Origin of the sequence: Hafnia alvei (genome assembly GCF_034424155.1) — a bacterium.
In the GTDB taxonomy this organism is placed as follows: domain Bacteria; phylum Pseudomonadota; class Gammaproteobacteria; order Enterobacterales; family Enterobacteriaceae; genus Hafnia; species Hafnia alvei.
Genome location: NZ_CP139992.1, coordinates 1,259,659 through 1,285,117, shown reverse-complemented (window position 1 = coordinate 1,285,117; position 25,459 = coordinate 1,259,659). Strand labels below are relative to the sequence as shown.

The window sequence follows — 25,459 nt, the reverse complement described above, 5'->3', positions numbered from 1 at the left end:
TTAATCATGACAGACAACCAACAGAAACGTTCTATCTGGGCAAAGATGCATATCGACCTGCCCTTTTTGCTCTGCATTCTTTCAATCTTAGCCTATAGCGCCTTCGTTATGTGGAGCGCCAGCGGTCAAGACGTTGGCATGATGGAACGTAAAATCGGTCAGATCTTCATGGGGCTGTGCGTCATGCTGGTTATGGCCCAGATTCCCCCGCGCGTCTATGAAAGCTGGGCGCCCTACCTTTACGTGTTCTGCGTCATCTTGCTGATTCTGGTTGATGCCTTCGGTCAGATCAGTAAAGGCGCGCAGCGCTGGTTAGACTTGGGATTTGTTCGTTTTCAGCCTTCTGAGATTGCCAAAATTGCGGTGCCGTTGATGGTGGCACGCTTTATCAACCGTGACGTCTGTCCACCGTCGCTAAAGAATACCGGCATCGCCTTAATCTTAATCTTCATGCCAACGCTGCTGGTCGCCGCGCAGCCTGACCTCGGTACCTCAATTCTGGTTGCCGCTTCGGGGCTGTTTATTCTGTTCCTTGCAGGGCTAAGCTGGCGGTTAATTTTGGTCGCCGTCGTGCTGGTTGCTGCATTTATCCCTATCCTGTGGTTCTTCCTGATGCACGATTATCAGCAGGCTCGCGTTATGATGCTGCTGGATCCTGAGAGCGATCCGCTGGGTGCGGGATACCATATTATTCAGTCTAAGATTGCGATTGGCTCCGGCGGTTTTGGCGGTAAAGGCTGGCTGCACGGCACCCAGTCACAGCTCGAATTCCTGCCTGAGCGCCACACCGACTTTATCTTTGCCGTACTGGCGGAAGAGCTGGGCTTAGTGGGGGTGTTGGTGCTGTTGGGGCTGTATCTGCTCACCATCATGCGCGGGCTGATGATTGCAGCCAAAGCGCAGACCACCTTTGGCCGCGTGATGGTTGGCGGTTTAATGTTGATTTTATTCGTTTATGTTTTTGTGAATATCGGTATGGTCAGTGGAATTTTGCCCGTGGTTGGCGTACCTTTGCCACTGGTCAGCTATGGCGGTTCCGCCCTGATCGTTCTCATGGCCGGGTTTGGTATCGTTATGTCGATCCACACTCACAGAAAAATGTTATCTAAGAACCTATAGAGGTCGCGATGCGAATGGCGCATAAATCATGGCTTAGTGCTGGTTTACTCAGTCTGTTTTTGGCGGGCTGTACCAACACCACAACCACCGAGACCCCGGCTCCTCAGCAGCCTGCGTATAACGGCCCGGTAGAAGAAATTAGCGGTGCAGAGCCCCGCTATGAACCCTTTAATCCTGCAACCAGTCAGGATTACAGCGTGAACGGCACAAAATACAAAGTGGTTCAGGATCCATCAAACTTTTCACAGGTGGGCTATGCAACGTCCTACGGTGAAGAAAACGGCGGTAATATGACCGCTATCGGCGAACAGTTTGATCCTAACGCGATGACCGCGGCCCACGCCACGCTGCCTCTGCCAAGCTATGTCCGCGTCACCAACCTCGCTAACGGACGTCGCCTCGTGGTGCGTTTGAACGACCGTGGCCCTTATACTTCCGGCAAGGTGATTGACCTTTCACGCGCCGCCGCCGATCGCTTAAACATCTCAAATAACACCAAAGTTCGCATCGATTTCATCAACGTTGCGCCAGACGGTACGATGTCTGGCCCGGGTACGATTGGTACCACGATTGCCAAACAGAGCTATGCGCTGCCTTCTCGTCCAACTATCGGACAGGAAACCACCCAGGTATCGATGAGCCCATCACCTTCGGATACACCGGTTGCGGTGCGTCCTGTGGCGAACCCAACGCCAGCAGCGCTGGAGTCAGACGGTGATATGCCGGTTTCTGCGCCAGCCAGCAACGCCAGCGGCTTCCTTGGTGCTCCACAGCCATTGCGTACCGGCGTATTAGAAGGTAGCGAACCCGTAGCTGCACCGGCACCTGTTTCAGCCCCTGCGGCCGTTGCTGCGCCGGTAGCATCTTCGGTGCCTGCGGCATCCGCTAATGGAAAATTTGTGGTGCAGGTCGGTGCGGTAAGCGACGGTGCTCGCGCCCAGCAATGGCAGCAGAAATTAAGCCAGCAATTTGGTGTGCCGGGTAAAGTATCACCCAACGGCGCAATGTTCCGTGTGCAATTGGGGCCGTTCGCAAGCCGCCAAGAAGCTGCGGCACTTCAGCAACGTTTAGCCAGCGAAGCACAGCAACAGTCGTTCATTGCTAGCGCGCAGTAAGCTCAAATGCCCGCCAAAACGGCGGGCTATGCAATAATTAGTCACACATTGCTTATGTAAAGAGGCCCGATTGGTGCCCGTTCAGGCATGAACCATAAATCGGCTTCTGTTATAGTGTGGCTCGTTTTTTTCACTTAATTCACGGATGTTGTAGTCCTTATCATGAAATACACTCTCACTTCCCGTTCGATGAAACGCATTGCGCTCAGCAGCCTTCTCGCCATTGGTATGATCAATGTTGCCCATGCTGATGACGTCAACCTTAAGACTATGATCCCAGGCGTGCCGCAGATCGATGCGGAAGCCTATATTCTGATTGACTACAACTCAGGCAAAGTTCTGGCTGAATCTAACGCCGATGCACGCCGTAACCCTGCCAGCCTGACAAAAATGATGACCAGCTATGTTATCGGTCAGGCAATGAAAGCCGGTAAATTTACCGAGCAGGACGTTGTAACCGTAGGCCAAGATGCGTGGGCAACCGGTAACCCTGTTTTCAAAGGTTCATCGCTGATGTTCTTGAAACCCGGCGATCGCGTACCGGTTTCCTTGCTGATCCGTGGTATCAACCTGCAATCGGGTAACGACGCCTGTGTGGCGATGGCCGATTATGTTGCCGGTAGTCAAGACGCCTTTGTGGGCCTGATGAACAACTACGTGAAAGCGTTAGGTCTTCAGAACACCCACTTCCAGACCGTTCACGGTTTGGATGCCGATGGCCAGTACAGCTCCGCGCGCGATATGGCACTGATTGGTCAGGCGCTGATCCGCGATGTACCAAATGAATACTCTATCTACAAAGAGAAAGAATTCACCTTTAACAACATTCGCCAGATGAACCGTAACGGCCTGCTGTGGGATACCAGCATGAACGTTGACGGCATCAAAACCGGTCACACTGAATCTGCGGGCTTTAACTTAGTGGCTTCCGCCACCGAAGGTCAGATGCGTCTGATCTCGGCGGTATTAGGTGGACACACCAGCAAAGGCCGTGAAAGCGAAAGCAAAAAACTGCTGACTTGGGGCTTCCGTTTCTTTGAAACAGTTTCTCCGCTGAAAGCAGGTCGCGAATTCGCCTCTGAGCCAGTATGGTTCGGCGATACCGATCGTGCGCAGTTGGGCGTTGATAAAGATGTTTATCTGACTATCCCTCGTGGTCGCATGAAAGATCTAAAAGCCAGCTACACGCTGAACTCAACCGAACTTGATGCGCCTTTAGCTAAAAATCAGGTAGTAGGCACCATTAACTTCCAACTGGATGGTAAAACCATCGAGCAGCGCCCATTAGTGGTTCTGAATGAAGTTCAAGAGGGTGGTTTCTTCAGCCGTATGGTCGATCACATCAAACTGATGTTCCATCGCTGGTTCGGCTAATCCGGCCTCTTGAAATGGGGAAAATCCATCCCCATATAATGAATAACAATAACTCCCGCTTCGGCGGGAGTTATAATTTATAGATTGAAGTAACACGCTGGAGCGCAACATGAAAACTAAACTGAATGAACTGCTCGATTTTCCATGCTCTTTTACCTATAGAGTCATGGGTTTAGCGCAGCCTGAGCTGGTCGATCAGGTGGTCGAAGTGGTGCAGCGCCATGCACCCGGCGACTATCAGCCGCAGGTTAAACCAAGCAGCAAAGGCAACTACCACTCTGTCGCCATCACCATCAATGCGACCCATATTGAGCAGGTAGAAACGCTGTACGAAGAACTGGGCAAAATCGAAATCGTCCGTATGGTATTGTAATTACAGTTCTTTAACGATTACCTCCTTTCAAGTATGAAGGAGAAACGGCCCGATATGGCACAAATGCCCTATCGGGCCGCTCTTTTTTGGATGATCAGCACTGGTCGCTGGGGGTTCATCTCGGTATAATGGCTTTACCAATTCTGTAACCGGATGATGACTCGTTTGCAACAAGACAAGATCATACTGCGTCAACTGGGGTTGCAACCCTATGTTCCCGTATCACAAGCTATGCACACCTTCACCGACCAGCGTACGGAGAGCACGCCCGACGAGCTTTGGTTGGTTCAGCATCATCCGGTGTTTACCCAAGGTCAGGCTGGCAAAGCCGAACACGTATTAGCCGCTGGTGATATTCCCGTGATCCAAAGCGATCGCGGAGGACAGGTGACCTATCACGGCCCCGGTCAGCAGGTGATGTATGTCCTTGTCGATTTAAAACGTAATAAATTCGGCGTACGCCAACTGGTAACGGCCATTGAACAAACCGTGGTTAACACCTTGGGCAAATTCGATATTGATGCTCATGCCAGAGCTGACGCCCCCGGCGTTTACGTTGGAGAACAAAAAATTTGCTCGCTGGGACTACGCATCCGTAAAGGCTGTTCGTTCCACGGGCTTGCACTGAACACCACCATGGATCTCGACCCGTTTAGCCGAATTAACCCCTGTGGTTATGCTGGCATGCAAATGACACAGATCAGCGCACTCAACCCCGGCGTTACGCTTGAAGATGTACAGCCGGTACTGGTCGAGCAATTTATTCAAATACTTGGCTATCAATCAGTCGAGTCAAGCAACTGGAACCCGCAAGATTATGAGTAAACCAATTCTGATGGAACGCGGCGTCAAATACCGTGACGCAGACAAAATGGCCCTGATCCCGGTAAAAACCGTGGCCGTCGAAAGAGAACAGCTGCTGCGCAAACCTGAGTGGATGAAAATCAAGCTCCCTGCGGATTCCAGTCGTATTCAAGGCATTAAAGCGGCCATGCGTAAAAATGGCCTGCACTCGGTCTGTGAAGAAGCCTCCTGTCCTAACTTGGCGGAATGTTTTAACCACGGTACGGCAACCTTTATGATCCTCGGTGCAATTTGTACCCGTCGTTGCCCATTCTGCGACGTGGCACATGGACGCCCAGTAGCGCCAGACGCCAACGAGCCCGAAAAGCTGGCACAAACCATCGCCGATATGGGCCTGCGTTACGTGGTGATTACCTCCGTTGACCGCGACGATCTGCGCGACGGCGGTGCGCAGCATTTTGCCGATTGTATTCGTGCCATTCGCGCCAAAAACCCAACCATCCGCATTGAAACGCTGGTGCCTGATTTCCGTGGTCGTATGGAACGCGCATTAGATATTCTGACGGAAACACCGCCGGACGTATTCAACCATAACCTTGAAAACGTACCGCGTATCTATCGCCAAGTACGTCCGGGTGCCGACTATAACTGGTCGCTGAAACTGCTGGAAAACTTTAAGGCTGCGCACCCAGAGATCCCAACCAAATCGGGTCTAATGGTTGGTTTAGGTGAAACCAATGCCGAAATCATTGAAGTGATGCGCGACCTGCGTGCGCACGGCGTAACGATGTTAACGCTGGGACAGTATTTACAGCCTAGCCGCCATCATCTTCCGGTACAGCGTTATGTCAGCCCTGACGAATTTGAAGAGATGAAAGCTGAAGCGATGGCGATGGGCTTTACCCATGCCGCCTGTGGTCCGTTCGTGCGCTCTTCTTACCATGCTGATTTACAGGCCAAGGGCGTGGAAGTTAAGTAAAGATAAGTCTGTTTCCGTAGAAATATTTTTTTACAAGAGAACAGACTGACAGCCAAAATCATGAGGTCTCGGTGAAACTCACTGCAACCTCAATACTTGGCAAACAGAACAGAAAAAACCGTAGAGGGCTCACTCTCTACGGTTTTTTTATTGGTCACTCAGCGAGGGCTGAAAAACCGAATTAGTCTTTATGGTCAACGCGAGGTGCGGCGCTATCGGCATCCGCACTTGGTTTAGCTGTGTCGTCATTCATGGCTTTCTTAAAGCCTTTCAGGGCAGCACCGAGGTCACCGCCCAGAGTGCGCAGTTTGTTTGTACCGAACAGCAGAATAACCAGAACCGCAATCACCAACAATTTGGTAATACTGATACCTTCCATAAACACCTTCTTAATGAATACATCAGACGGCAGGACCGACTGACTAAAAAACGTTCGTAATAATGTGTCTATTAATATCCAATTTGCCCCTATTAGCAATGTGAATATGTAACAGAGTTAGACGCTTCTTTGTGGATTTGACTCTGAAAAACGGCGGCGATAGATCGACGGCGTTACGCCAAACTGTTGACGAAATGCCTGACGAAAACCTTCACTGGTATTAAAACCACAGCGCTCAGCTACGCGCTCAATCTGAATCTCCCCCAGCTCTAATAGCTCACAGGCTAAGGACATTCTTGCCTGCTGCAGCCAAGTCGCTGGCGGTACACCGAGAACCGCCACAAAGCGCCTAACCAAAGTACGCTCACTCATATTCACTTCTTGAGCCATAATGCGCACACTCCAGGTTAAATGCAGATTGGTCAGTATCTGCGTCATCAAACGCTGAAGAGCATCGGTTGTCTTTTTCACCGGTGTTTGCGGAATAAACTGCTTTTGCCCCCCACTACGCTGTGGAGCCATCACCAAACGCCGCGCCACACGATTCGCCACCTGCACACCATAATCACGGCTAACTAAATGTAAACAGGCATCAATACCTGCTGCGCTGCCCGCTGAGGTGATCACCTGTCCACTGTCGACATACAACACATCGGCATCCACCTGAATATCAGGATAGCGCTTGGCGAGTTGTTCACAGTAACGCCAGTGGGTTGTGACACGCGTTCCCGCGAGGATTCCCGCAGCAGCCAAAACGAAAACCCCTGAGCAAATGGTAATAAATCGTGCGCCTCTGGCATAAGCGCTACGCAATGCATCGATAAGCGGCTGTGGCGGCATGACATCATTGCCACGCCAGCCGGGGATAATAATCGTATCGGCCTGCGCCAACTGCTCTAGACCATATTCGGCCAGTAGGGTAACGCCGTTGGCCGCACGCATCGGGCCCTGATCAACGCCCACTACGACGTGTCGATACCACGGGAAGTCGAATTCTGAGCGGGGCAAGGCAAAAACTTCAAGCGCAATACCAAACTCAAAGCTACATAGACCATCGTAGGCTAACGTTGCCACTAGTCCGGGATATTCATTCATACAATGCATTCATTGGCAGATTTACTAGGAAAGATGGCACATCTGCCACTGTAGGCAAGATGAGATGCACAATACAGTAGAAATTCATTCAAATGAGGGAGTTTCAACGATGACCAGCTTAGTTAGCCGTATTCCGGCCGCAGATTCTATTGAAGCCGAACACTATTTTGCGCGCCGCTTTCAGTTTGAGACCGACTGTTCTGATGTTCATGCGTGTTTACAGCAGCCACAGGTGGATTTTGTATTACTCGACGTGCGCTCGCCAGCGTTGTACCAGCAATCCCACCTTCCGCAAGCCATCAATATTCCTCATAAAGAGATGGATCAGCGCCTATATCAGCGCTTCGCTCGCGAGACTCTATTTGTGGTGTATTGCGCGGGGCCACACTGTAACGGTGCACAAAAGGCCGCATTAAAACTCAGCCAATTAGGTTATCCCGTGAAGGAGATGATCGGAGGAGTAATGGGATGGCAGGATGAAGGCTTCTCGTTTGCCGGACAAAAGTCAAAAACCGCACAGTGCGGCTGCTAATACTAAAAAGCCGCTCATAATGAGCGGCTTGGGTATCACGTCAGTCAAGATTTCCCTTAGTGGGTTTCTGGCGCCGACACCGAAGAAATATAATTATTAAATGCAGTCGCCTCCTGAGCTAAAGCCTCAATATGCGCTCCAACCATCTTGAACTGCTTTAACAACGGATTATTTTCTGGCAAAGAGCCCATTTCAACCAGCTTGCGTGTCAGCTGTTCATTCTTAAGCAGGAGAGCAGCTTCGCGCTGACGCGCCTGTTCGAGCTGCATGCGTATTCCTTCGCATTCTTGTTGCCATACGAGACGCTGTTGCTCAAAGCTTTCTTTAAGATCATCTAAAGCCGCTAGCGAATTACGCAGTTGCACTTCCAAATCAGACATCGCGTTTCTCATCCCTCGACAGGTTAGCCATAGAGTATACCTAATGGCCTCCGACGCACCAAAAAATAGATTGTACCCAACATAATTCGAATTGCATTGAAGCGGCACATCAGCGGTTCGAGAGTGTGAACACAGCCAACAAAAATGCAGTTTGAAGTACGGCAGGTATACGTTGGCAATCATAAATAGCTTATTCCTTAAAAGCTAATTTTGGTTAAAGAAATTTATATTCATAAGAAAGTTCTTATATTTCATAGCATTCCTTCAATATGCATCGATTCCCATTGGCTGCCACGCGCACCGTAATAACCCTCTGCTTTTAAATGCTTTTGTGATCGCCATCGGTCCAACCTGCTAAATTCTGCCATCCCTAAGCCTTGCGCGGCAGCTATCCGAAGGTGTGAAATCTGCACACTATTTAGACTCCTATCGTCAGAGAAGTGGCGCCCAACACATTGATGCATTCCATTGCCGCTTCTCACCTATAACAAAAAGGATAGGACGAATGAACGACTCTATTGTTTTGGGAATCATCTGGCATCTGGTTGGCGCGGCCAGTGCTGCATGCTTTTATGCGCCATTTAAACAGGTAAAACATTGGTCATGGGAAACCATGTGGTCTATCGGCGGATTTGTCTCGTGGCTGGTCTTGCCTTGGTTAGTGAGCTACATCCTGCTGCCTAACTTTTGGGCTTATTACGGCTCATTTAGTTTCTCGGTGCTGCTTCCCGTCTTTTTATTTGGCGCCATGTGGGGCATCGGCAACATCAACTACGGCCTAACGATGCGCTACCTCGGCATGTCGATGGGGATCGGCATTGCCATCGGTATTACGCTCATCATTGGCACCTTGATGACCCCGATTATTCAAGGCCGTGTCGACGTGCTATTCGGAACGCCCGGCGGACGAATGACGTTGCTGGGTGTGTTAGTCGCGCTGATTGGGGTGGCAACGGTCAGCTATGCTGGCTTACTCAAGGAACGCGCCCTAGGGATCCGTGCCGAAGAGTTCAACCTGAAAAAGGGCCTGATTCTCGCCGTCCTGTGCGGGATTTTTTCTGCGGGAATGTCGTTTGCCATGGATGCCGCGAAGCCAATGCATGAAGCCGCAGCTGCATTAGGCATCGATTCTCTTTATGTCGCATTGCCGAGCTATGTGATCATTATGGGGGGCGGGGCCGTCATCAACCTCGGTTACTGCTTTATTCGTTTAGCCACCATGAAAAACATCTCAATTAAAGCAGACTTCTCTTTGGCGAAAAGGCTTATCGTGGTTAACGTGTTGTTTTCCATGCTGGGCGGTACCATGTGGTATCTGCAATTCTTCTTCTATGCGTGGGGACACGCCAAAATTCCGGCCCAATACGACTATATGAGCTGGATGCTGCACATGAGCTTCTACGTATTGTGCGGCGGCATTGTAGGATTATTGCTAAAAGAGTGGAAGTGCCAGAGCAAAAAGCCAGTCAGCGTGCTGTGTATTGGCTGCCTAATCATCATATTAGCAGCCAATATTGTCGGCCTTGGCATGGCGGCTTAGAAAAACGATCAGGAAACCGTTTGAGTTAGATCTCCTTCCGATACAAACGCACGGGCTGGTCAGGATAGTCCAGTCCGTCGCCAATATACTGCCAACCAAAACGTTCGTAATAATCTGCAAAGGCCGCGTAGAGATAAAGTTCTTTAAATCCGGCTTGGCGGCTAAAGTCCTCCACATAACGCTGTAGCTGAACGCTTAATCCTTGACCACGCTGACCTTCATCAATGTAAAGTGCGGCCAGCCATGGAAATAGGTCTTGGCGGCTAATCAAATCACAGCGCCACAATCCCACGGTGCCCACTGGCTTCTCGTCTTGCAAAGCCACAAAGGTTATCGGCAAACCTTCAGCGCGCAGGCTGCTACGCACAATGCTGGCAAAAAAATCTCGGCTATTTTTACTGCCAAAAGACGTGAATAACCAATCAGTTATCAACTCACAGTGTTCTGGAACTTCAGACAGCGGCAATATTTGGATCATATAAAATGGTGGTTAGAAAACAATCAAGGTGGAGATACTACGCCGCATTGCTTGAAAGTGAAATACAAAACAGCCTAGAAGGTTAGTCAGTGACGGGTGCATACACAATTCTGCCCTCAAACTTATGGCAGCACATTAACCACTCGGCGTGAGCAAATTCATAACAACGTGCGCGGTAGTCATATTCACGGCACACGCTGCCCAAAAAAAAGGGCACATTTCATCTTTTGTTAGAAAAGTATCCCTCTCACTAGCCCAATGTTATAAAAGTTAAACGAACTCTCAATTGGCAATTTTAACATTAAAGCTATATTAGCTTTTTATCAAAATCATCAAATGAAATCTGTAAACCATCAATGCAGATTGGAAATTCTAGTTTTCATTCTCATCTCGACTGATGAAAAAATAAAAATGGCATCTTTTAATATTTACATTTCAGAAAAAACACATAATGACAATATTAAACATGATTAAAAAACGCTAGCGACATTGCGCCACATGGCAAAAATCATAAAATAAGAACATTCTTGTAAATCTGCGAGATCTTCATTATTTAATTTTTTTATATTAAGGTGATGATTCCGAGTTAACCTTCATTGTTGCAAACAAAAAACCGCCTTGTTAGAATCGTTTGCAATTTCTACAGACTCTTCAGATAAAAACCACCGATGGTGTTTTTGCATTTTATCCCTAGCAATTCTCCCCTCTTTTTCCAAAGGAAGAAGCAAATGCCTGACTCTATAAATCGAGACTTCACATAGTTCGGCTAATTGCCTTGTAGATAGCCCCCCTGTTCTATCTCTTTCTAATAAACGGAGAATCAATCCCTGTTCCGGCACGCTAACCATCATGTGGTTACTTAAATTCATTGCTGCCGCCAACACTCTAAGATTATCCTGTGGAACACGTTGTCCTTGGAACAATAAAGAAGGATGAGAAGAATAAGATTCAAGTTTCATTTGCCGAGCTCCTTGTTATCAAATGAATCCCAGTATGCTTCTCGCCCGCACAGGCAGCAAGATTAGTCAAAAAAATCAATAATAACGATATTTTTATCCACTATTTATGTGTTTTTTATATAAAAAACCTAACCAAGCTAAAAAAACTTGATTTAGTATGGAGATTAACATGAGGTTCGATATAGAGGGATTTGTCACCTTTGATACTGAAGATGCGTCACTGGTCAATATTATTACCGGAGATTGTATCGAACTATCACAAACCTCTAATCGTCTACTTACTGAGTTACTGCATCACCGTAGTGATATTCTCTCTCGTGGGGAAATATTTCAGTCCGTATTTGATAAATATGGTGCAAGAGCATCTAACAGCAATCTCAACCAGTATATCTCTACGTTAAGAAAAAATATGAGCCATCTCGGCATTCAAAAAAACATCATCATTACCGTACCAAGAATTGGTTTTAAAATTGCTGAAGATGCGATCATTACGTGCGATCAAGAATACAATTCTTTTTTTACACCTACACCGATAAAGCAAGAAAAAACTGAAAAAACGAATTCTTGGTTGCGCCCTATACCAATATCAGCAACAATAATCACCCTTCTTTTTTTGTTACTCACGGTTATTATTAAAGTCGCTGATAACAATAAAGAGGTAGAAATTAAAAAGTTCACCAAAGAAAGCTGTATTATATTTATACCTTCAAACCTTCCGTTTAATGATGTGATGAATAATGAGCGGTTGGGACATTTGTCCTTAGATAAACTTGACTGTTCTAGCAAGAAAAAGCTCTACATTTATAAAAAACAGCGAAATAGTGTTCTAGGAACCAACATCCAGATTTTCATTACAGAATGTGATGAAGAAAAGAAAAGGTGTACAAGCCACTATTATAGAGAAAAGAAAAATGCATAAGAAAATTTATATATCTATCATATTTCTCTGCTCTACAGTGGTGACTTTATGGGCCGTATTAAAATATCATGCACCCGATAGTTTTATCTGCGATGCGGACTTCTCTATTGAGCAAAACATTAACGATGTGCATACCGTCTCAACGGGTATGCTCTCGATAGAGGCATCACAAAACTATCTCTTTATCAATATTGATGGTTTATTAACCCGCAATAATGATCGATACATTATTTCGCGAAGCATCCAGATCACCTACAAAGCCTACAATAAAGCCTTTCACCTCTATAAAGTTACTGCAATAAACACCTCTCGGTACGACTCCGATAACCTTGATGATAATACCGCCTCTGACCTTTTTTTTAGTAACAGTGACAAAAACCGCATCATATACATTAACAAATCTTATGATGGCGTCATGCTATTCGGTAACTCAATTTTTCCGCAGTATGGTTGCCATGTAAGATAAGTTACTATTATTTAATGTAATATTTTAAAAATCACTCACCTCAAATAAAAATAATCATGGATATAAACCTAATACAAACATTAGCCTGCATATCTAAAACCATTGATATGATAAACCCAAAACTGAACATGCATCATGTTCGAACGGCATTCATCGCATGGCATTTAGCCAAAGAAGCTTCGTTCTCACCCGCAAGCTGTCGTCAAACGCTGCTGGCTGCGCTATTACATGATATCGGCGGCCTGAATGAGCAATCTAGGCTAGCGCCGCTCAGCTATTATGATAATGATCATAACAATCATGCACTTATTGGTGGTCTGTTATTAGCCCATATTCCGCTATTCAAACCGCTTAGCGATTTTGTCCGCTATCATCACACCTGCTGGGATTACGGTACCGGCAGCATTATTGACGGCGAGCAGGTTCCCGAAGAAAGCCATATTATCTACTTGGCCGATCGTATTGATGTGCTTCTGGCACAATATCGCCACCAAGATCTGTTTGCTCTGCGGGATGTGCTGACAAAGAAAATTCAGGAAGGTATCAATGTATTGTATAAACCTGAATTTATTCAGGCCTTTACAAAAATCGCTGCGCGTGATGTTTTTTGGTCTGTCATTCAATCCTCTAACTATCTTGATTACATTAGAGAAATCCCTCGGATTCATAACAATACAATCTCGCTGCATAACTTTCGCGATATCATGAATTTACTGGCATTTATCATCGATCAGTTCAGCGAAGATGATGATTGCCATTCACTGGTTGTAGGACGCCTCGCCGGCTATCTGGCGAAAGAAGCGGGCATTCCCCCTACACAGTGCCTAAAAACAGAAATCGCTGGATTTTTGCACAACATTGGCAGTCTCGATCGAACTTCACCGCACTCCCCTCAGCATATTTGGGAAATACTTCAGCCCATTGAAGGAATGAGTGATATCGCTGAATGGTGCATGATGCAGTCATCCTCTAAAGAAGAAAGAGCGAGCGGCCCTGTCGAGCAAGAGATTCTCTACGTCAGTCATCGAACCGCTTTGGTGCTAGAAAAAAAACTGTCCACTCATGGGCTTATCGCTGATTTAAAACTGGCCGTACGGCAGAATGAAATTTCGCCAGCCCTTTTTCGTCTAACCAGCGTTCACGCCGCTATGTTGGTACAAATCTATCAGGTAACGACGCGTGAAAGACGCGCATTGGTGCAACATATCGATAAACTCAACCACGCGTTAAATCGCGAAAAGCATGAATAAAAACAGACTTAATCGATCGAATACTCAGGCCATTAAGCGGACAGCCCGCCATCGAGAATAAGCGTTTGTCCCGTTAAATAATGGCTATTTTCACCGATTAAAAACTCTGCCGCTTTAGCGACTTCGTGTGGGTGCCCCAAGCGGCGCAGCGGGATCTCCTGACGCATTGCTTTTAGCTTAGATTCAGGAATAGCTTGAGTCATACCGCTATCGATAAGGCCTGGCGCCAAGCAGTTGACTCGAATGCCAAAACGGCCCACTTCGCACGCCAGCGAACGCGCCAGTCCCATCATCGCCGCTTTACTCGCCGCATAGGCCGTCTGCCCACGGTTTCCCTTAATCGCACTCACCGAGGACATCAATACTATCGCCCCCTGCCCTTGCAGCATCATCGCCGGAAGCAACACGCGGTTCCAATTGATAATCGCCACCAGATTCGTCTCCAGCACATCTCGCCAAATTTCAGCGTCTTGATGTATATGCAGTGCGTCTCGCGTCACCCCAGCATTGTGAATAACGGCGCTCGGCGCGCCAAATTTATCGATTAATCGTTGAGCCAGCTGCGCAACCTGTTGCTCATTTTTCCCATCGCAGGCATAGCCTTGTACCCAGGTGTCCGTTTGAAGATTTTCGGCTCGTCTCTGCGTCCCCACTAGACTTTCAGCGCTGCGCCCCGTAAACACCACATTCCACCGCGGCAATAATTCAGTGACCAGCGTCTGCCCGATTCCGCGACTTCCGCCGGTGATCAATACCCATTTCTGCGTCATGTTAGGCCACTGACTCCTTATCGATAAACTCACACACTTCGCGCAGCGTAATATTCGGATGCTGAATAAAGAGTTCGGCGGTTAAGGTCACACCAAATTCTCGCTTGGCTAAGATGATCAACTCCACGTAGTCCAAACTATCCAGCGAAAGGAGCGCTAGAGGCGCATCGGCCTGAATATCTTCACACTCTAAATCTTTGGCATCGGCAATCATCTCACTCACTTTTTCATAGATAACATCATACTGGCTCATGTTTTTTCCCTTATTATTCAGCGGCTAATTAGCCAATTTTTAACGTAATCGCATTGCTGATAAATGCATGCTGATAGTGTGTATGTGCGGCAATTCGCACCAGCGCGCTGCCCGGTGCATCGTTGATGAGTAGCGCTGGCTCAATGTGGATAACCAGCGCCTCAGGTGAAATCGAGGGTTCCCATGAAGCAAGCAAGCGACGATCGAACACCAGTTCCTGATGGGTCTGAACCACAGGAAACTGGGTAAAAATCGCCTCAAATGATGCCTGCGCATTCTCGGGGAAATAGTGGCAAAGTACCTGCTGGCGCAGCAGCCCGCTATCATGGATCAGGTAGCGAAACAGCAGCGCGTCCAAAAATTGCCACTGTTGGGTATGCGGCTGTAAGGCAGAAAACGTCTGCCCATGACGGATGATATCCACAGCCTCAAGCGTTCCGCTTTCCCCCTTATAACCATCGACCAAAGACTGCACGGCGCTCACCTGACATGACATGCTCGCTATCCCTGAATCTGAGTGAACAATGGAGGCCTTTCGTCCCGCACGGATCAGTTGATAGGGCGTATCGCACCACACCGGCTGGCGTAATCGCGCGACGCAGCGCAGATAAGCCGCCGACTCATCCAAGCCCAACGCCGCACGTGCAATCTCCTGTTTGATATCCAGCAGTGCGCGCATCCCATGAACCCTAAGACCTTCACCACGCAGTCGTGCCTGCTCAAGATCAAAATGAATCGGGTTATAGTCACCGGAGAATTCAGCCCAGCGGTTGGCATCAGCCAAAGTGTATTGAACGGAATTCACGGATGCTGCTCCAGAATCAATGCTGCATTCGCGCCGCCGAAGCCAAAACTCAGGTTCAGCGCACGCGTCACTCGCCCAGCTCGGTGCCCTTCAGCGATATAATCGAGATCGCACAAAGGATCAGGCTCCGTCAGATGCGCGGTTGCGGGCATAATCTGGTGTTGCATCGCCTGTAAACAGATAATCGCCTCAAAAGCGCCTGCGGCAGCAATCAGGTGGCCTGAATATGATTTAGTGCTCGACGTTGGGATCGCATACGCCGTTTGGCCTAAAGCCAGCTTCAGCGCTTGGGTTTCATTGAGATCGTTAAGCGGCGTAGAAGTGCCATGGGCATTGATATAGTCCAGATCCTCCGGTGCCAGCCCCGCTTGCTCTAGCGCATGCTTGATCGTGGCCACACGGGCCACGCAGTCTTCCGCCGGGGAGGTAAAATCAAAGGCATCGGAGAAATTACCGTATCCGGTGACTTCGCCTAAAATGGTGGCCCCTCGTGCCAACGCGCTTTCCCGCTCTTCCAAGCACAGCACGCTGGCACCTTCTGAAAGTACAAAACCGTTACGCTGGGCGCTAAAAGGACAGCTTGCACGCAGAGGATCGCTCGGCTCGTGACACAGCACGCCGAGCACGTCGATGTTCCACACGGCACCGTCACCCGTTAGAGATTCCCCGGCACCGGCGAGCATCATATTGGCGCGGCCGCTACGGATAGCCTCGAAAGCATCGCCAATAGCGACCGTTCCCGTTGCGCACGCGGCCACAACGGTATTTTGATAGCCACGCAGATTCCAATATTGGCTGCATGCAGCCGACGTCACGTTCGGCATGGTATAAAAACAGTTGAACGGAGAGGAAACGCCCTGTAAGGCAAACTCTCTGGCAGCATAATAGCTTTCGTCGAGTCCACCCCAGCCGGTTCCCATAATGGCGCCACACATCAGGGGAGAGTAAAAATCGAGCGGCGAGCTTTCACCAAACGCCATGCTCATCGCCTCACGCGCGGCGCCTAGCGTCAGCCGAGCAAAACGCGGCAAACGCCGACGGATCGCGGCCGGTACGCCTTTTAAACTCGGCTCTTCCGCGATAAGCCCCAGAAAATGCGCCTTGATACCCAGTTCAGTTTTATCCACGTAGCCATAGCCCAACTGATAATCCATGATGGCCTGCCAGCTGGCCTGTGCATTTGAGCCCAAAGGCGTGATTGCGCCATAGCCGGTCACCACAACGCGTCTCATCTCATTATTACGCTGCATTTTTGATTGTCCTTGGTTCCGAATTTCCACCGCCCTGTGCCAGCCATAGCTGTAGCGTGGCATAGAGGTAGTCGTACTGCGCCTGCGTCAGGCTGTTTTCCAATGTGAGCTGTACATCCTGCGCATCGAGCAACGTTTGGTAGTCCACTGCACCTGCTCGATAACGGCTTTCAGTCAACGCTAAACGCTGTTTACCTAACGCTAACGATTGCTGTAAACGGCCACGTTGCTCATCCGCACTCAGCCGCTGCTCCATGGCGTTATCCACTTCAGAAAGCGCGGTATAAGCCGTCTGGCGAAACTTCACCGCCGCCTGCTTGATCTGCAAATTCGACTGTTCGATGGTGAGCTGCACGGTGTTCCACTGAATAAACGGCAAGGCGACAGCGCTACCCACGGTGCGGGTCGGGTTGTTAAACCACTGGCTGAAAACCTGACTTCCGGCGTTCATGGTCGCGTTCAACGAGAGCGAAGGATAAAAGCTCAGACGCGCAGCGTCGTAGCCCGCCAGCGCCGCACGCAGCCGAGACTCGGCCGCCTGAATATCAGGACGCTGGCTAATGACCGCCAGCGGCGTTACCGCGGCTATGGCTACCCGCTGATCGGTATTAAGCGTGGCGAGTTCATCGGTATGCTGCTCTGCGGGACGGTTAAGAAGCAGTGCCAACGCATTACGAGAGGCTTCGCGCTGCTGCAACAGCGCCCGCAATGAATTCTGGCGACTTAGGCGCGTTTGGCGCGCCTGCAATACGTCGAGCAAACCGACTTTACCCACCGAATGCCAAGACTCAATCTGCGCCAGCGTTTGTTCAGCAATATCCAAACTATCGCGCAAATTGCCGATCTGCTGATTGAGCAACGCGATGGTCCAGTAAATTTGCGCGGTTGTGCCAATGGTTGATAGCACCGTCGCCCGATAATCTTGCTCGCTCGCGGTGGCCTGCCACTCGCCTTGCTCACGCACCCGAGCTAATTTCCCCCACAAATCCAGCTCATAATTGATCGACAAAGACGCCGCGTAGCTCTCCTGCGCCGCCGAATGGTGACGCACCGATTGACTATTACTGGCCGATCCCCCGAGCGAAACGTCTGGGGTTAAATTGGTATTGGTGAGTCCAGCGGCAACCCGTGCCTGCTGAAGCGTAATCGCCGCGGCGGCTAAATCGTTATTGCTCGCAAGAACTTGATTAACCACCCGCGTCAGACGCGGATCGTTAAACCCTTGCCACCAGTTTTCAGACTCCGATGCCAACACGTTGGGATCTTGCGCCATTTGTTTCTGCCACTGCGTAGGATAAGAGAGCTGTGGGCGCTGATAGTCACTGCGCGTCAGGTTGCCACAGCCCGATAACAGCAAAATGATGGAGATAACGTAATGAAGTTTCATTCGCGAGCCAGCGCCTCAGTTGGGTTGAGCTTCGCCGCACTGCGCGCTGGAAAATAACCGAAGGTCAAACCGATAAGCGCAGAGAACGCGCACGCAATCGCCACGGGAAGCCACGTGAACGCCATCGAAAACTCATCGGTGATCAGAGCAAAAATCTGAGCCGCAATCCACGAGCCCCCTACCCCGACAAGGCCGCCCAAGGTGCAAATCATCACGGCTTCGATTAAAAACTGATGCATGATGTCGGAGGGACGCGCGCCCACCGAAAGCCGGATCCCGATTTCATGGGTTCTTTCCGTTACGGAAACCAACATGATATTCATCACCCCAACGCCGCCCACCAGCAGTGAAATAGCGGCAATCGCGGTGATCAGCAGCGACATCGAATCGGAGGTTTTCTGCATCGCCTTGGTGAGCTGGTCGTCGGTTTGAGAGAAGAAGTCTTTCTTCCCGTGCTCACGTGTCAGCAGATGCTCAACGGTCTGCATCGCATCCTGAGGCGTTAAGGACTCTTGAAAGCGCAGAACGATCGCTTCCAAAGGTTTATCACCGGAAATACGCTGTTGCAGCGAAGTATAGGGCAGCCATCCCGCCATAAATCCACCCACCACTTTTGGCCCAGGTTTCACCGCCACCCCCACCACGCGCCATGATGCGCCAGCAATCTGCACAATTTGGCCGAGAGGATCTTCGCCATCTTGAAACAGGGTGTCGCGGCTGGTTTCATCCAGCACCAGAACCGGCTCCCCTTCGGCGACATCACGAGCGGTAAACCCATTGCCTTGAATAAAACGAATGCCCTGTAGCGCAAAGAAATCCTGTGATACGCCGGATAACATCATCGACGAGTCGTAGCCTTTGCGCACTGCGGTAGCCATGCTGCTCACCTGTGGGGATACCCCCTCTGCCCACGGCTGCTTTTGCAGACTCGCCACGTCATTAAGCGACAGCGCGCGTTCCATATCAGGCCGCTTGCTGCCCCAGCCAGTACCCGGTCGAATTTCTAGCGTGGTGTTACCTAACTTGCCAATTTCATTCATGATGGTCTGGCGCGCCCCTTCCCCCACGGCCATTGAAGACACCACCGATGAAATGCCAATGATGATGCCGAGCATGGATAAAAACGTGCGCATGCGATGCCCCAATAGAGAACGCCAAGCCATCCGCATCGATTCATGAATGCTGCGCCACAGCGAAGCTCGCCCGTTATCTCGAACCACGGGAATGTGCTGCGCTAAACGATCTTCGGGGCAGGACTGATTGATTTCATCCGCGATAATGCGACCGTCGCTGATTTCAACGATGCGCTGCGCCTGTTTAGCGACGCCGTGATCGTGCGTGACAATAATGACCGTATGCCCATCCGCATGCAGCTGGTGAAGAACCCCCATTAAAGCCTTACCGCTAACGCTATCCAAAGCGCCGGTAGGCTCATCCGCGAGGATCACCTGCGCGCCATTGATTAACGCGCGGCAAATGCTTACGCGCTGCTGCTGCCCGCCAGAAAGCTGCGCTGGGCGATAGCCTAAGCGACTTTTCAGACCCAATTTTTGCCCCAGCATTTGAATACGCGCTTTGCGTTCACTTTCGGGCATGGCGGTATACAACGCGGGGATAGCGATGTTTTCTTCTGCGGTCAGATAGGGCATTAGGTGATAGCGCTGGAATATAAACCCGAGATAGCAGCTGCGTAGCTCAGCAAGCCGATCGCTATCCGTTTCGTTAACGCTAATCCCGTTGATCAGAACCTCGCCCCGCGTGGATTTATCCAGACAGCCAATGATGTTCATCAACGTCGATTTTCCTGAGCCCGAGGCACCAATAATGGCAACCATCTCGCCTTGCGCAATCGTCAGCGTAATATCATTGAGCACCACGTGAGTTTGGTTACCGGCAACAAACTCGCGGTACACGTGACGCAGCTCAATAATGGGATTCATCTTCGCTATCGCACTCATCCCTGAGCCCCATCCGCTGGCATCACTACGCGGTCGCCCAGCTGTAATCCCTCTAGTACCTGAGCAAACTGACGATCGTTGATACCAATACGGATCTTGCGCTGCTGTGGCTTGCCGTTTTCAAGCACGGTGATCAGGTAGCTGTCGGTGCTCAGTGCCCGTCCCAGCGTCGAAACCGGCACACGCAACACATTCTTCGCCTCGGCGACGCGCACAAAGACCTGAGCCGTCATGGAGGTTTTCAGTTCTCGCTGTGCGTTATCAACAGCAAACGTGCCGTTGTAATACACCGCGTTGGCCTGCTGGCTTGCCGCACTATTCCCGTTTGCCTGCTCTTCCATAGCTTCTTGAGGAGCGGGCTGAACAAAGCCCATCCGGCTGGTGTATCGTTTCTCAGGGTTGGCAATCACATAAAACCACAGCGGTTGACCGGGCTGTATTTTCTGAATATCTGCCTCTGAGATCCGCGTTTGAACCAGCATTTTGTCGAGGACGGCTAATACCAGAATGGTGGGAGCCGTTTGTGATGACACGATGGTTTGTCCTTCATTGGTCACAATGCCCAGCACTTCACCACTGATAGGCGCAATAATGCGGGTATAGCTCAGGTTCGCGTTGGCGGTTTTGACAACCATTTCGGCCTGCACAATTTGCGCATCATTCATCTCGACCTGCTGGCGCTGAGCGTCATATTGCGCCTGTGCTTGCTCCACATCGCTTCGCACACCCGAACCATCACGCATCATGGCTTGTTGGCGGTTCAGTTCTTGGCGATAGCGCACCAGCATGGCCTGCGAGGCCAGTTTTTGCGCTTTGGCGCTGGCTAACTGCGCCGTTGCATTGCTCAGATCGGACTCTTGCAGCGTGGGGTCAATCTCCGCCAGCAACTGCCCTTTCTCCACTTTGTCACCCTGACGGACATACAGCTTTCGTAGCTGCCCATTAACCTGCGCCCCGACGTTGACCTGCATCGATGGCTTAAGCGTACCGGTCGCCAAAACCACTTTTTCAATGTCACCCCGATCAACCTGCTCCGTGATCACCGGTTCTGGCGCAGAAAAACCCCGCGAAAGACCGATCGCCGCCAGCAATATAATCGCTCCGGCAAGCAGCGCGAGCAGCCAGCGCGAGGTGACAAAAGAGCGCCATTGCTTCATGCCAAAAGCTCCACGTTAACCATCGGTTTGGCCTCAGCCGGAGTGACAGGCCTAAGCTCGCCGTCAAGTAGATGATAAACCTGCGAAAACTGCGGCAGAATGTGCTGGCTGTGAGTGACCACAATCAAGGTTTTGCCGGTTTTACGGCAATGTTGTTGAACCGCTGCCATCACGGTACGTGCCGTTTCGTTATCCAAATTGGCCGTGGGTTCATCCAACAGCAAAATGGGACGCGAGCTATACAGCGAACGCGCCAGCAGCAAGCGCTGACGCTGGCCAAGCGAAAGCGCGGCATGGCTTTCACGGATTAGCGCATTGATACCGCCGGGCAGCTGATGGATCACCGGATACAGCGCCAGAGAGGTGAGTAACTCCTCAATACGCCCGCGATCGCTGTCGCGATAATGAGGATCGAACAGGGTGATATTTTCCAAAACGGATGCATTAAACAGAATGTCTTCTTGGCTTTGCAGACACACTAACGATGCCAATTGCTGAGCCAGCACCGGGTTTCCATCAACCAGCACGCCGCCCTCTTGAGGTGAGAACAGCCCAGCAATCAGCCGCAATAAAGTACTCTTCCCTGCCCCTGACTCGCCGACAATCGCGATTTGCGATCCCGCAGGCAGATCGAGAGAAATACCCGCGAAAATCGTTTTCGCTGGATCGTAATAGAAACGTACCCGCTCGAAGCGCACATGCGGCGCAACGGTACTTAGCTCGGTGCTTTGCGGTATCGCATGTTGATCTTCATCGGCCAAAAACAGGCTGTGGGCGCGGGTATCAATCACATGCAACTGTGATTTTTGAATAATCGAAAAGAAAATGCGCGTCACATAAGAGCTAAAAATCTGGCGTAGGAAGCTATAGGCAAAAAAATCGCCCAGAGAGATCTGCTTGTTATTCACCATGGGCAGAACCACCAGCATGAAAACCACCATCTCAAGGCTGCCCACCAGTTGATACAGCCCCTCTTTGACCTGCTGATAGACCTTCTGCCGCTGCAAGCAGCCAAACAAATCGCGGCTGAACCATGCAAACTGTGCCTTGCGCTGGCTCTCAAGTCCGGCCGTTTTGATGGTTAAAACGCCTTGCAACGTTTCCATGAAAAAGTCATTGAGCACTGCGCTTTTGAGCTGCAGCTGCTGGGTATACCAACGATCGCGCAGAACCGCCCAGATACTGATCATCCCCATGGCTATCACCCCAACGCCTGAAATCAGCGCCAGCACGGGAGCAATCCAAAACATAATGCCCAACGCGATAAGGCAGATAACCCAGTCACTTCGCAAACCGTTATCCAGCTCGATTTTCTGCAACAGCCCGCCTTGCCAAGCGATAAATCGGCTAAAGATGTCGCCCGGTGCGCGTTTTTCAAAAAACCGCAGCGGATTGGCGAGCAGTCGCGAAAAACCCACGCTGCTGTTGAGCAGGACAAAACGTTTGATAAAGCGCTCGCTGATCACGCGCACACCCAGCGCCAGCAGCGTTGAGGCAATAAACGCGGCAATAAACCAACCGTAAGGGAAGCGGCTGTTACCCACCTCAGCAAACGCCTGATTGATGGCGTTACTGACCATCGAAGGCATGAGAAATAACGTGAGAGAAACCAAAAACGTTATCAACATCAGCCCATACATACCGGGCACCGCAGCCGTTTCTTTCAAACTCATCGCATGAGGCAACGTGCTTTTCGTCGTGCCTGTTTCGGCGCTCTGCTCAGCGTTAACCCGCGTTTGTGGATCGAGAATGAGCGCATAGCCGCTGATTTCAGTTTTCAGCGAGGCAAAGGGTAGCCATTGTTGGCCAATCGCGGGATTCATCACACACACCTGCTGGCCTTTGCGATAGGCCAACACGACATAGTGGCTCGCGCCATAGTGCAAAATAGCAGGTAGAGGCAATTCACTGAGCTCATGGTGCTCAAAAAGCACGGGAGCCGAAGCAATGCCAAGACTCGCCAGAATGGTGGATAAATCGTTCAGTGAAGTTCCATGGTCCGACGCGGGGAAACGCGCTCTCAGCGTGTCCAGATCGGTTTTTCGTCCCTGCGTTTGCGCCAGCATGGCAATGCACGCCAGCCCACATTCGTTGGTCTCTTCCTGAAAAATCAGATCGGGTATTATTGGTTTCATCATCATTAGTTATTGATTGATAAAATACAGAGAGTGGCTATGCCAAAGCAGCCAATCATGTGGATATTCTTGCAGCGCCTGCTCGATAATTTCTGGCAGTTTCTCCGCCACATCGCGCGCTTTTACCGGCTCATGAATATGGATACGCAGCCCGTCTTGCTCATAGAGATGGTAGAAAACCACCTGAGCAGAAACGGCCCGCGCCAAACGCACAATACCGCTATGCAGCCCCGCGACGCGCCCAAATAACCGACAGCGTAGTTTCCCCGATGCGGCTTCTTCGGTTTGCACGGTATAGTCCGGCGTAATATCGGGAAAAATGATGAGGTTTTGATGTCCCATCGCGACGTCGCTTAGCAACGAAGTCAGGCTGGAAGCCAGCTGTTTGCTATCTTGATGAATAGAGCAGTAGGAAAGATTCACGCCCCCTAAGGCACGCGCGCGGGCGTTGTACTGTTCAGCGCTGGAAGACACGATAACGCTGGCACGCCCCGGTGTTACGCCAGCGGCTACCATCGCAGCGAGCACATCAGAAATACTGTGCAGCGGCGCCAATATGACCGCATTTTTCCGCAGGCGAAGTGGCGCTACGGCCTCATCGAGCTGTTGAGTACAGGCGGCAAGCTGCTGTAGCACTTTTGGGTTTTGTGCCCACGTTGCGCTGGCCTCAAGAATTTTGCGCCGTACCGCAATCCATGACGCATCGATGCGCCCTTTTTGCCCTGTTAAGCAGTGAAAATTCTGAGTCGCAACCGGATTCTGATGGCGAAACTCTCGCCCAAGCACGCCCAAAAAACAGAGCCCGCGAGCGATAGCCAGCACAAGACGCACGTTACAAAAACGTAGCACCCAGCATAAAAATGTTTTCAGCGCGGAAAATAAGCGATGAATCACTTGATGAAAATATCCGCCAATATTTTTGGTGCTGAAAACGATCCACACCAGCAGAAACCGGGTAATCGCCATTACTTATCCTTTCCGAGCAAATTCAGCATACGTTTTGAGAATTCAGGGAAAGAACTATCTTGTGCGACCACAAAACGCTTATTAATAATAAAAATCGGCGTTGCCGTAATATCATAAAAATCTGTAATAGCTGACATTTCATCTAATCGATTTTTAACGGCTTCACTGGCTCGCGCTTTTTTATATTCTGCAACATCAATGCTATTTTTAAGCAGCCATTTATTTAACTCTGCCGCATCCGTCAGATTAATACCTCGAGCAATAATGGCGTTATACGCACTATCACGCACGGTAGGTTCTACGCCCATTTCTTGTAGCGTGGCAAAGATAGGGGCAAAGGCAGATAAACCACTCTTTTCTGTATTGATATGTATTGATTCAAATACTACGCCTGTGGGCAATTTTTTAACAAACTCCCTCACATTATCCTCATTCGCGGCGCAGTAATGGCAGCCATAGGACATCACTTCGATAATACTGTTATTTTCTCTTATTGGGCTTTTCTCTGCCTGCGCAATAGTTAACTCTTTCTGCGGCGAGGTTTGATTATCGCTTTCACTTGAAAACGACTTGAACACAAACACATGGTAAAACAACACGGTCATCAACGATGAGACAATGACAAGCAGCAATGAATAACTAATAACCGTTGTGCGTTTAAACTGCATAACTTTAATGCCCCAAAATTGATCGTCGAATAAATACATGGAGAGCAACTCTCCATGTATTGGTGACTATTTATTTAGCAAACTAGAGAGATTAACGATTTGGCACGCGGCACAGGTTCATATCGGCATCTTTCATGGTGGTCGTTGAACCATGTTTGTCAGTGCAAACTGTCACTAACTTACATGATGCTACGCCGCCAATTACCACGGTTTCATAAGAGCTGCTACACGTTTTGCAGTTGCCACCAACAATCTGTGAGGCTTCCGCTGCATTAATGTGTTTCATATATAATCCTTACCTTAGTTTATTAAAAATATGCAATGAATTGCATGTACCTACCGATGAAC

At 49.9% G+C, this 25,459-nt stretch carries 27 protein-coding genes; 11 read left to right on the top strand and 16 right to left on the bottom strand.

Translation table 11 applies throughout. The features are described 5' to 3' along the window. The first annotated feature begins 6 nt into the window (after positions 1-6). The 6 genes from mrdB to lipA all read left to right on the top strand — a co-directional run bounded on the left by mrdB (position 7) and on the right by lipA (position 5,764). Complete coding sequence (mrdB, locus tag U0008_RS05990) at positions 7-1,119, top strand: peptidoglycan glycosyltransferase MrdB (RefSeq protein WP_025800648.1); 1,113 nt, start codon at positions 7-9, stop codon at positions 1,117-1,119. Positions 1,120-1,127: 8 nt separating this feature from the next. After that, positions 1,128-2,234, top strand: a complete 1,107-nt coding sequence (gene rlpA / locus U0008_RS05985; protein WP_043491803.1) for an endolytic peptidoglycan transglycosylase RlpA — start codon at positions 1,128-1,130, stop codon at positions 2,232-2,234. A gap of 162 nt (positions 2,235-2,396) precedes the next feature. Further along, a complete protein-coding gene (dacA, locus tag U0008_RS05980) occupies positions 2,397-3,608 on the top strand; it encodes a D-alanyl-D-alanine carboxypeptidase DacA (protein WP_025800646.1) in 1,212 nt (403 codons plus the stop codon). 109 nt (positions 3,609-3,717) lie between these two features. Then, positions 3,718-3,981, top strand: coding sequence for a DUF493 family protein YbeD (gene ybeD, locus U0008_RS05975; protein WP_025800645.1), 264 nt, complete (start codon positions 3,718-3,720; stop codon positions 3,979-3,981). Between the two features lie 153 nt (positions 3,982-4,134). After that, positions 4,135-4,806 carry a lipoyl(octanoyl) transferase LipB gene (gene lipB, locus U0008_RS05970; RefSeq protein WP_040045661.1) on the top strand — a complete coding sequence of 224 codons (672 nt, stop codon included), beginning with the start codon at positions 4,135-4,137 and terminating at the stop codon, positions 4,804-4,806. Then, entirely contained in the window at positions 4,799-5,764 is a 966-nt protein-coding gene (lipA, locus tag U0008_RS05965) for a lipoyl synthase (protein WP_025800643.1), read from the top strand. Before lipB ends, lipA begins: the two co-directional genes overlap by 8 nt. Before the next feature lie 181 nt (positions 5,765-5,945). On the opposite strand, the gene tatE is transcribed toward lipA, so the two are convergent. Both tatE and ftrA read right to left on the bottom strand, forming a co-directional pair. Next, entirely contained in the window at positions 5,946-6,143 is a 198-nt protein-coding gene (gene tatE / locus U0008_RS05960; protein WP_025800642.1) for a twin-arginine translocase subunit TatE, read from the bottom strand. Between the two features lie 117 nt (positions 6,144-6,260). After that, positions 6,261-7,238 (bottom strand): transcriptional regulator FtrA, encoded by a 978-nt coding sequence (gene ftrA / locus U0008_RS05955; protein ID WP_043491800.1) that lies wholly within the window; start codon positions 7,236-7,238, stop codon positions 6,261-6,263. Positions 7,239-7,347: 109 nt separating this feature from the next. Here ftrA and U0008_RS05950 point away from each other — a divergent pair, with 109 nt between their 5' ends. After that, positions 7,348-7,770 (top strand): rhodanese-like domain-containing protein, encoded by a 423-nt coding sequence (locus U0008_RS05950; protein WP_043491798.1) that lies wholly within the window; start codon positions 7,348-7,350, stop codon positions 7,768-7,770. Between the two features lie 56 nt (positions 7,771-7,826). On the opposite strand, the gene U0008_RS05945 is transcribed toward U0008_RS05950, so the two are convergent. Then, positions 7,827-8,150, bottom strand: coding sequence for a hypothetical protein (locus U0008_RS05945; RefSeq protein ID WP_025800639.1), 324 nt, complete (start codon positions 8,148-8,150; stop codon positions 7,827-7,829). Positions 8,151-8,655: 505 nt separating this feature from the next. On the opposite strand from U0008_RS05945, the gene rhaT reads away from it, so the two are divergent. Then, entirely contained in the window at positions 8,656-9,690 is a 1,035-nt protein-coding gene (gene rhaT, locus U0008_RS05940) for an L-rhamnose/proton symporter RhaT (protein ID WP_043491796.1), read from the top strand. A gap of 25 nt (positions 9,691-9,715) precedes the next feature. On the opposite strand, the gene U0008_RS05935 is transcribed toward rhaT, so the two are convergent. Together U0008_RS05935 and U0008_RS05930 are read right to left on the bottom strand one after the other, a co-directional pair. Further along, positions 9,716-10,168 (bottom strand): GNAT family N-acetyltransferase, encoded by a 453-nt coding sequence (locus tag U0008_RS05935; protein ID WP_043491793.1) that lies wholly within the window; start codon positions 10,166-10,168, stop codon positions 9,716-9,718. A gap of 593 nt (positions 10,169-10,761) precedes the next feature. Continuing rightward, positions 10,762-11,127 carry a FaeA/PapI family transcriptional regulator gene (locus tag U0008_RS05930; RefSeq protein WP_025800636.1) on the bottom strand — a complete coding sequence of 122 codons (366 nt, stop codon included), beginning with the start codon at positions 11,125-11,127 and terminating at the stop codon, positions 10,762-10,764. A gap of 169 nt (positions 11,128-11,296) precedes the next feature. Between U0008_RS05930 and U0008_RS05925 the strand changes: the two genes are divergently transcribed. The 3 genes from U0008_RS05925 (at position 11,297) to U0008_RS05915 (ending at position 13,762) form a co-directional block, all read left to right on the top strand. Further along, positions 11,297-12,046 (top strand): winged helix-turn-helix domain-containing protein, encoded by a 750-nt coding sequence (locus U0008_RS05925; protein ID WP_043491777.1) that lies wholly within the window; start codon positions 11,297-11,299, stop codon positions 12,044-12,046. Then, positions 12,039-12,512 (top strand): FidL-like protein, encoded by a 474-nt coding sequence (locus U0008_RS05920; protein WP_043491775.1) that lies wholly within the window; start codon positions 12,039-12,041, stop codon positions 12,510-12,512. The genes U0008_RS05925 and U0008_RS05920 overlap by 8 nt, the downstream gene beginning before the upstream one ends. 107 nt (positions 12,513-12,619) lie before the next feature. Continuing rightward, positions 12,620-13,762, top strand: coding sequence for an HD domain-containing protein (locus U0008_RS05915; protein WP_226930116.1), 1,143 nt, complete (start codon positions 12,620-12,622; stop codon positions 13,760-13,762). Positions 13,763-13,794: 32 nt separating this feature from the next. Here the strand turns inward: U0008_RS05915 and U0008_RS05910 are convergent, their stop codons facing one another. The 11 genes from U0008_RS05910 to U0008_RS05860 all read right to left on the bottom strand — a co-directional run bounded on the left by U0008_RS05910 (position 13,795) and on the right by U0008_RS05860 (position 25,397). Beyond that, positions 13,795-14,532, bottom strand: coding sequence for an SDR family oxidoreductase (locus U0008_RS05910; protein WP_025800632.1), 738 nt, complete (start codon positions 14,530-14,532; stop codon positions 13,795-13,797). Between the two features lies 1 nt (position 14,533). Next, complete coding sequence (locus tag U0008_RS05905; RefSeq protein ID WP_025800631.1) at positions 14,534-14,785, bottom strand: phosphopantetheine-binding protein; 252 nt, start codon at positions 14,783-14,785, stop codon at positions 14,534-14,536. Positions 14,786-14,813: 28 nt separating this feature from the next. Continuing rightward, on the bottom strand, positions 14,814-15,590 hold the full coding sequence (locus U0008_RS05900; RefSeq protein ID WP_043491770.1) for a MaoC family dehydratase: 777 nt from the start codon (positions 15,588-15,590) through the stop codon (positions 14,814-14,816). After that, complete coding sequence (locus U0008_RS05895; protein WP_043491768.1) at positions 15,587-16,840, bottom strand: beta-ketoacyl-[acyl-carrier-protein] synthase family protein; 1,254 nt, start codon at positions 16,838-16,840, stop codon at positions 15,587-15,589. Before U0008_RS05895 ends, U0008_RS05900 begins: the two co-directional genes overlap by 4 nt. Further along, a complete protein-coding gene (locus U0008_RS05890; protein ID WP_043491766.1) occupies positions 16,830-18,227 on the bottom strand; it encodes a TolC family protein in 1,398 nt (465 codons plus the stop codon). The genes U0008_RS05895 and U0008_RS05890 overlap by 11 nt, the downstream gene beginning before the upstream one ends. Further along, on the bottom strand, positions 18,224-20,167 hold the full coding sequence (locus tag U0008_RS05885) for a MacB family efflux pump subunit (RefSeq protein ID WP_043491788.1): 1,944 nt from the start codon (positions 20,165-20,167) through the stop codon (positions 18,224-18,226). Before U0008_RS05885 ends, U0008_RS05890 begins: the two co-directional genes overlap by 4 nt. A gap of 14 nt (positions 20,168-20,181) precedes the next feature. Then, positions 20,182-21,342, bottom strand: a complete 1,161-nt coding sequence (locus U0008_RS05880) for an efflux RND transporter periplasmic adaptor subunit (protein WP_043491763.1) — start codon at positions 21,340-21,342, stop codon at positions 20,182-20,184. Beyond that, positions 21,339-23,477 carry a peptidase domain-containing ABC transporter gene (locus U0008_RS05875; RefSeq protein WP_043491760.1) on the bottom strand — a complete coding sequence of 713 codons (2,139 nt, stop codon included), beginning with the start codon at positions 23,475-23,477 and terminating at the stop codon, positions 21,339-21,341. Before U0008_RS05875 ends, U0008_RS05880 begins: the two co-directional genes overlap by 4 nt. 9 nt (positions 23,478-23,486) lie before the next feature. Next, positions 23,487-24,437, bottom strand: coding sequence for a lysophospholipid acyltransferase family protein (locus U0008_RS05870; RefSeq protein ID WP_043491786.1), 951 nt, complete (start codon positions 24,435-24,437; stop codon positions 23,487-23,489). A 5-nt stretch (positions 24,438-24,442) separates the two neighbouring features. Further along, positions 24,443-25,111, bottom strand: coding sequence for a DsbA family protein (locus tag U0008_RS05865; protein ID WP_043491783.1), 669 nt, complete (start codon positions 25,109-25,111; stop codon positions 24,443-24,445). A 91-nt stretch (positions 25,112-25,202) separates the two neighbouring features. Next, on the bottom strand, positions 25,203-25,397 hold the full coding sequence (locus U0008_RS05860; RefSeq protein WP_043491757.1) for a DUF4762 domain-containing protein: 195 nt from the start codon (positions 25,395-25,397) through the stop codon (positions 25,203-25,205). Positions 25,398-25,459 lie beyond the last annotated feature (62 nt).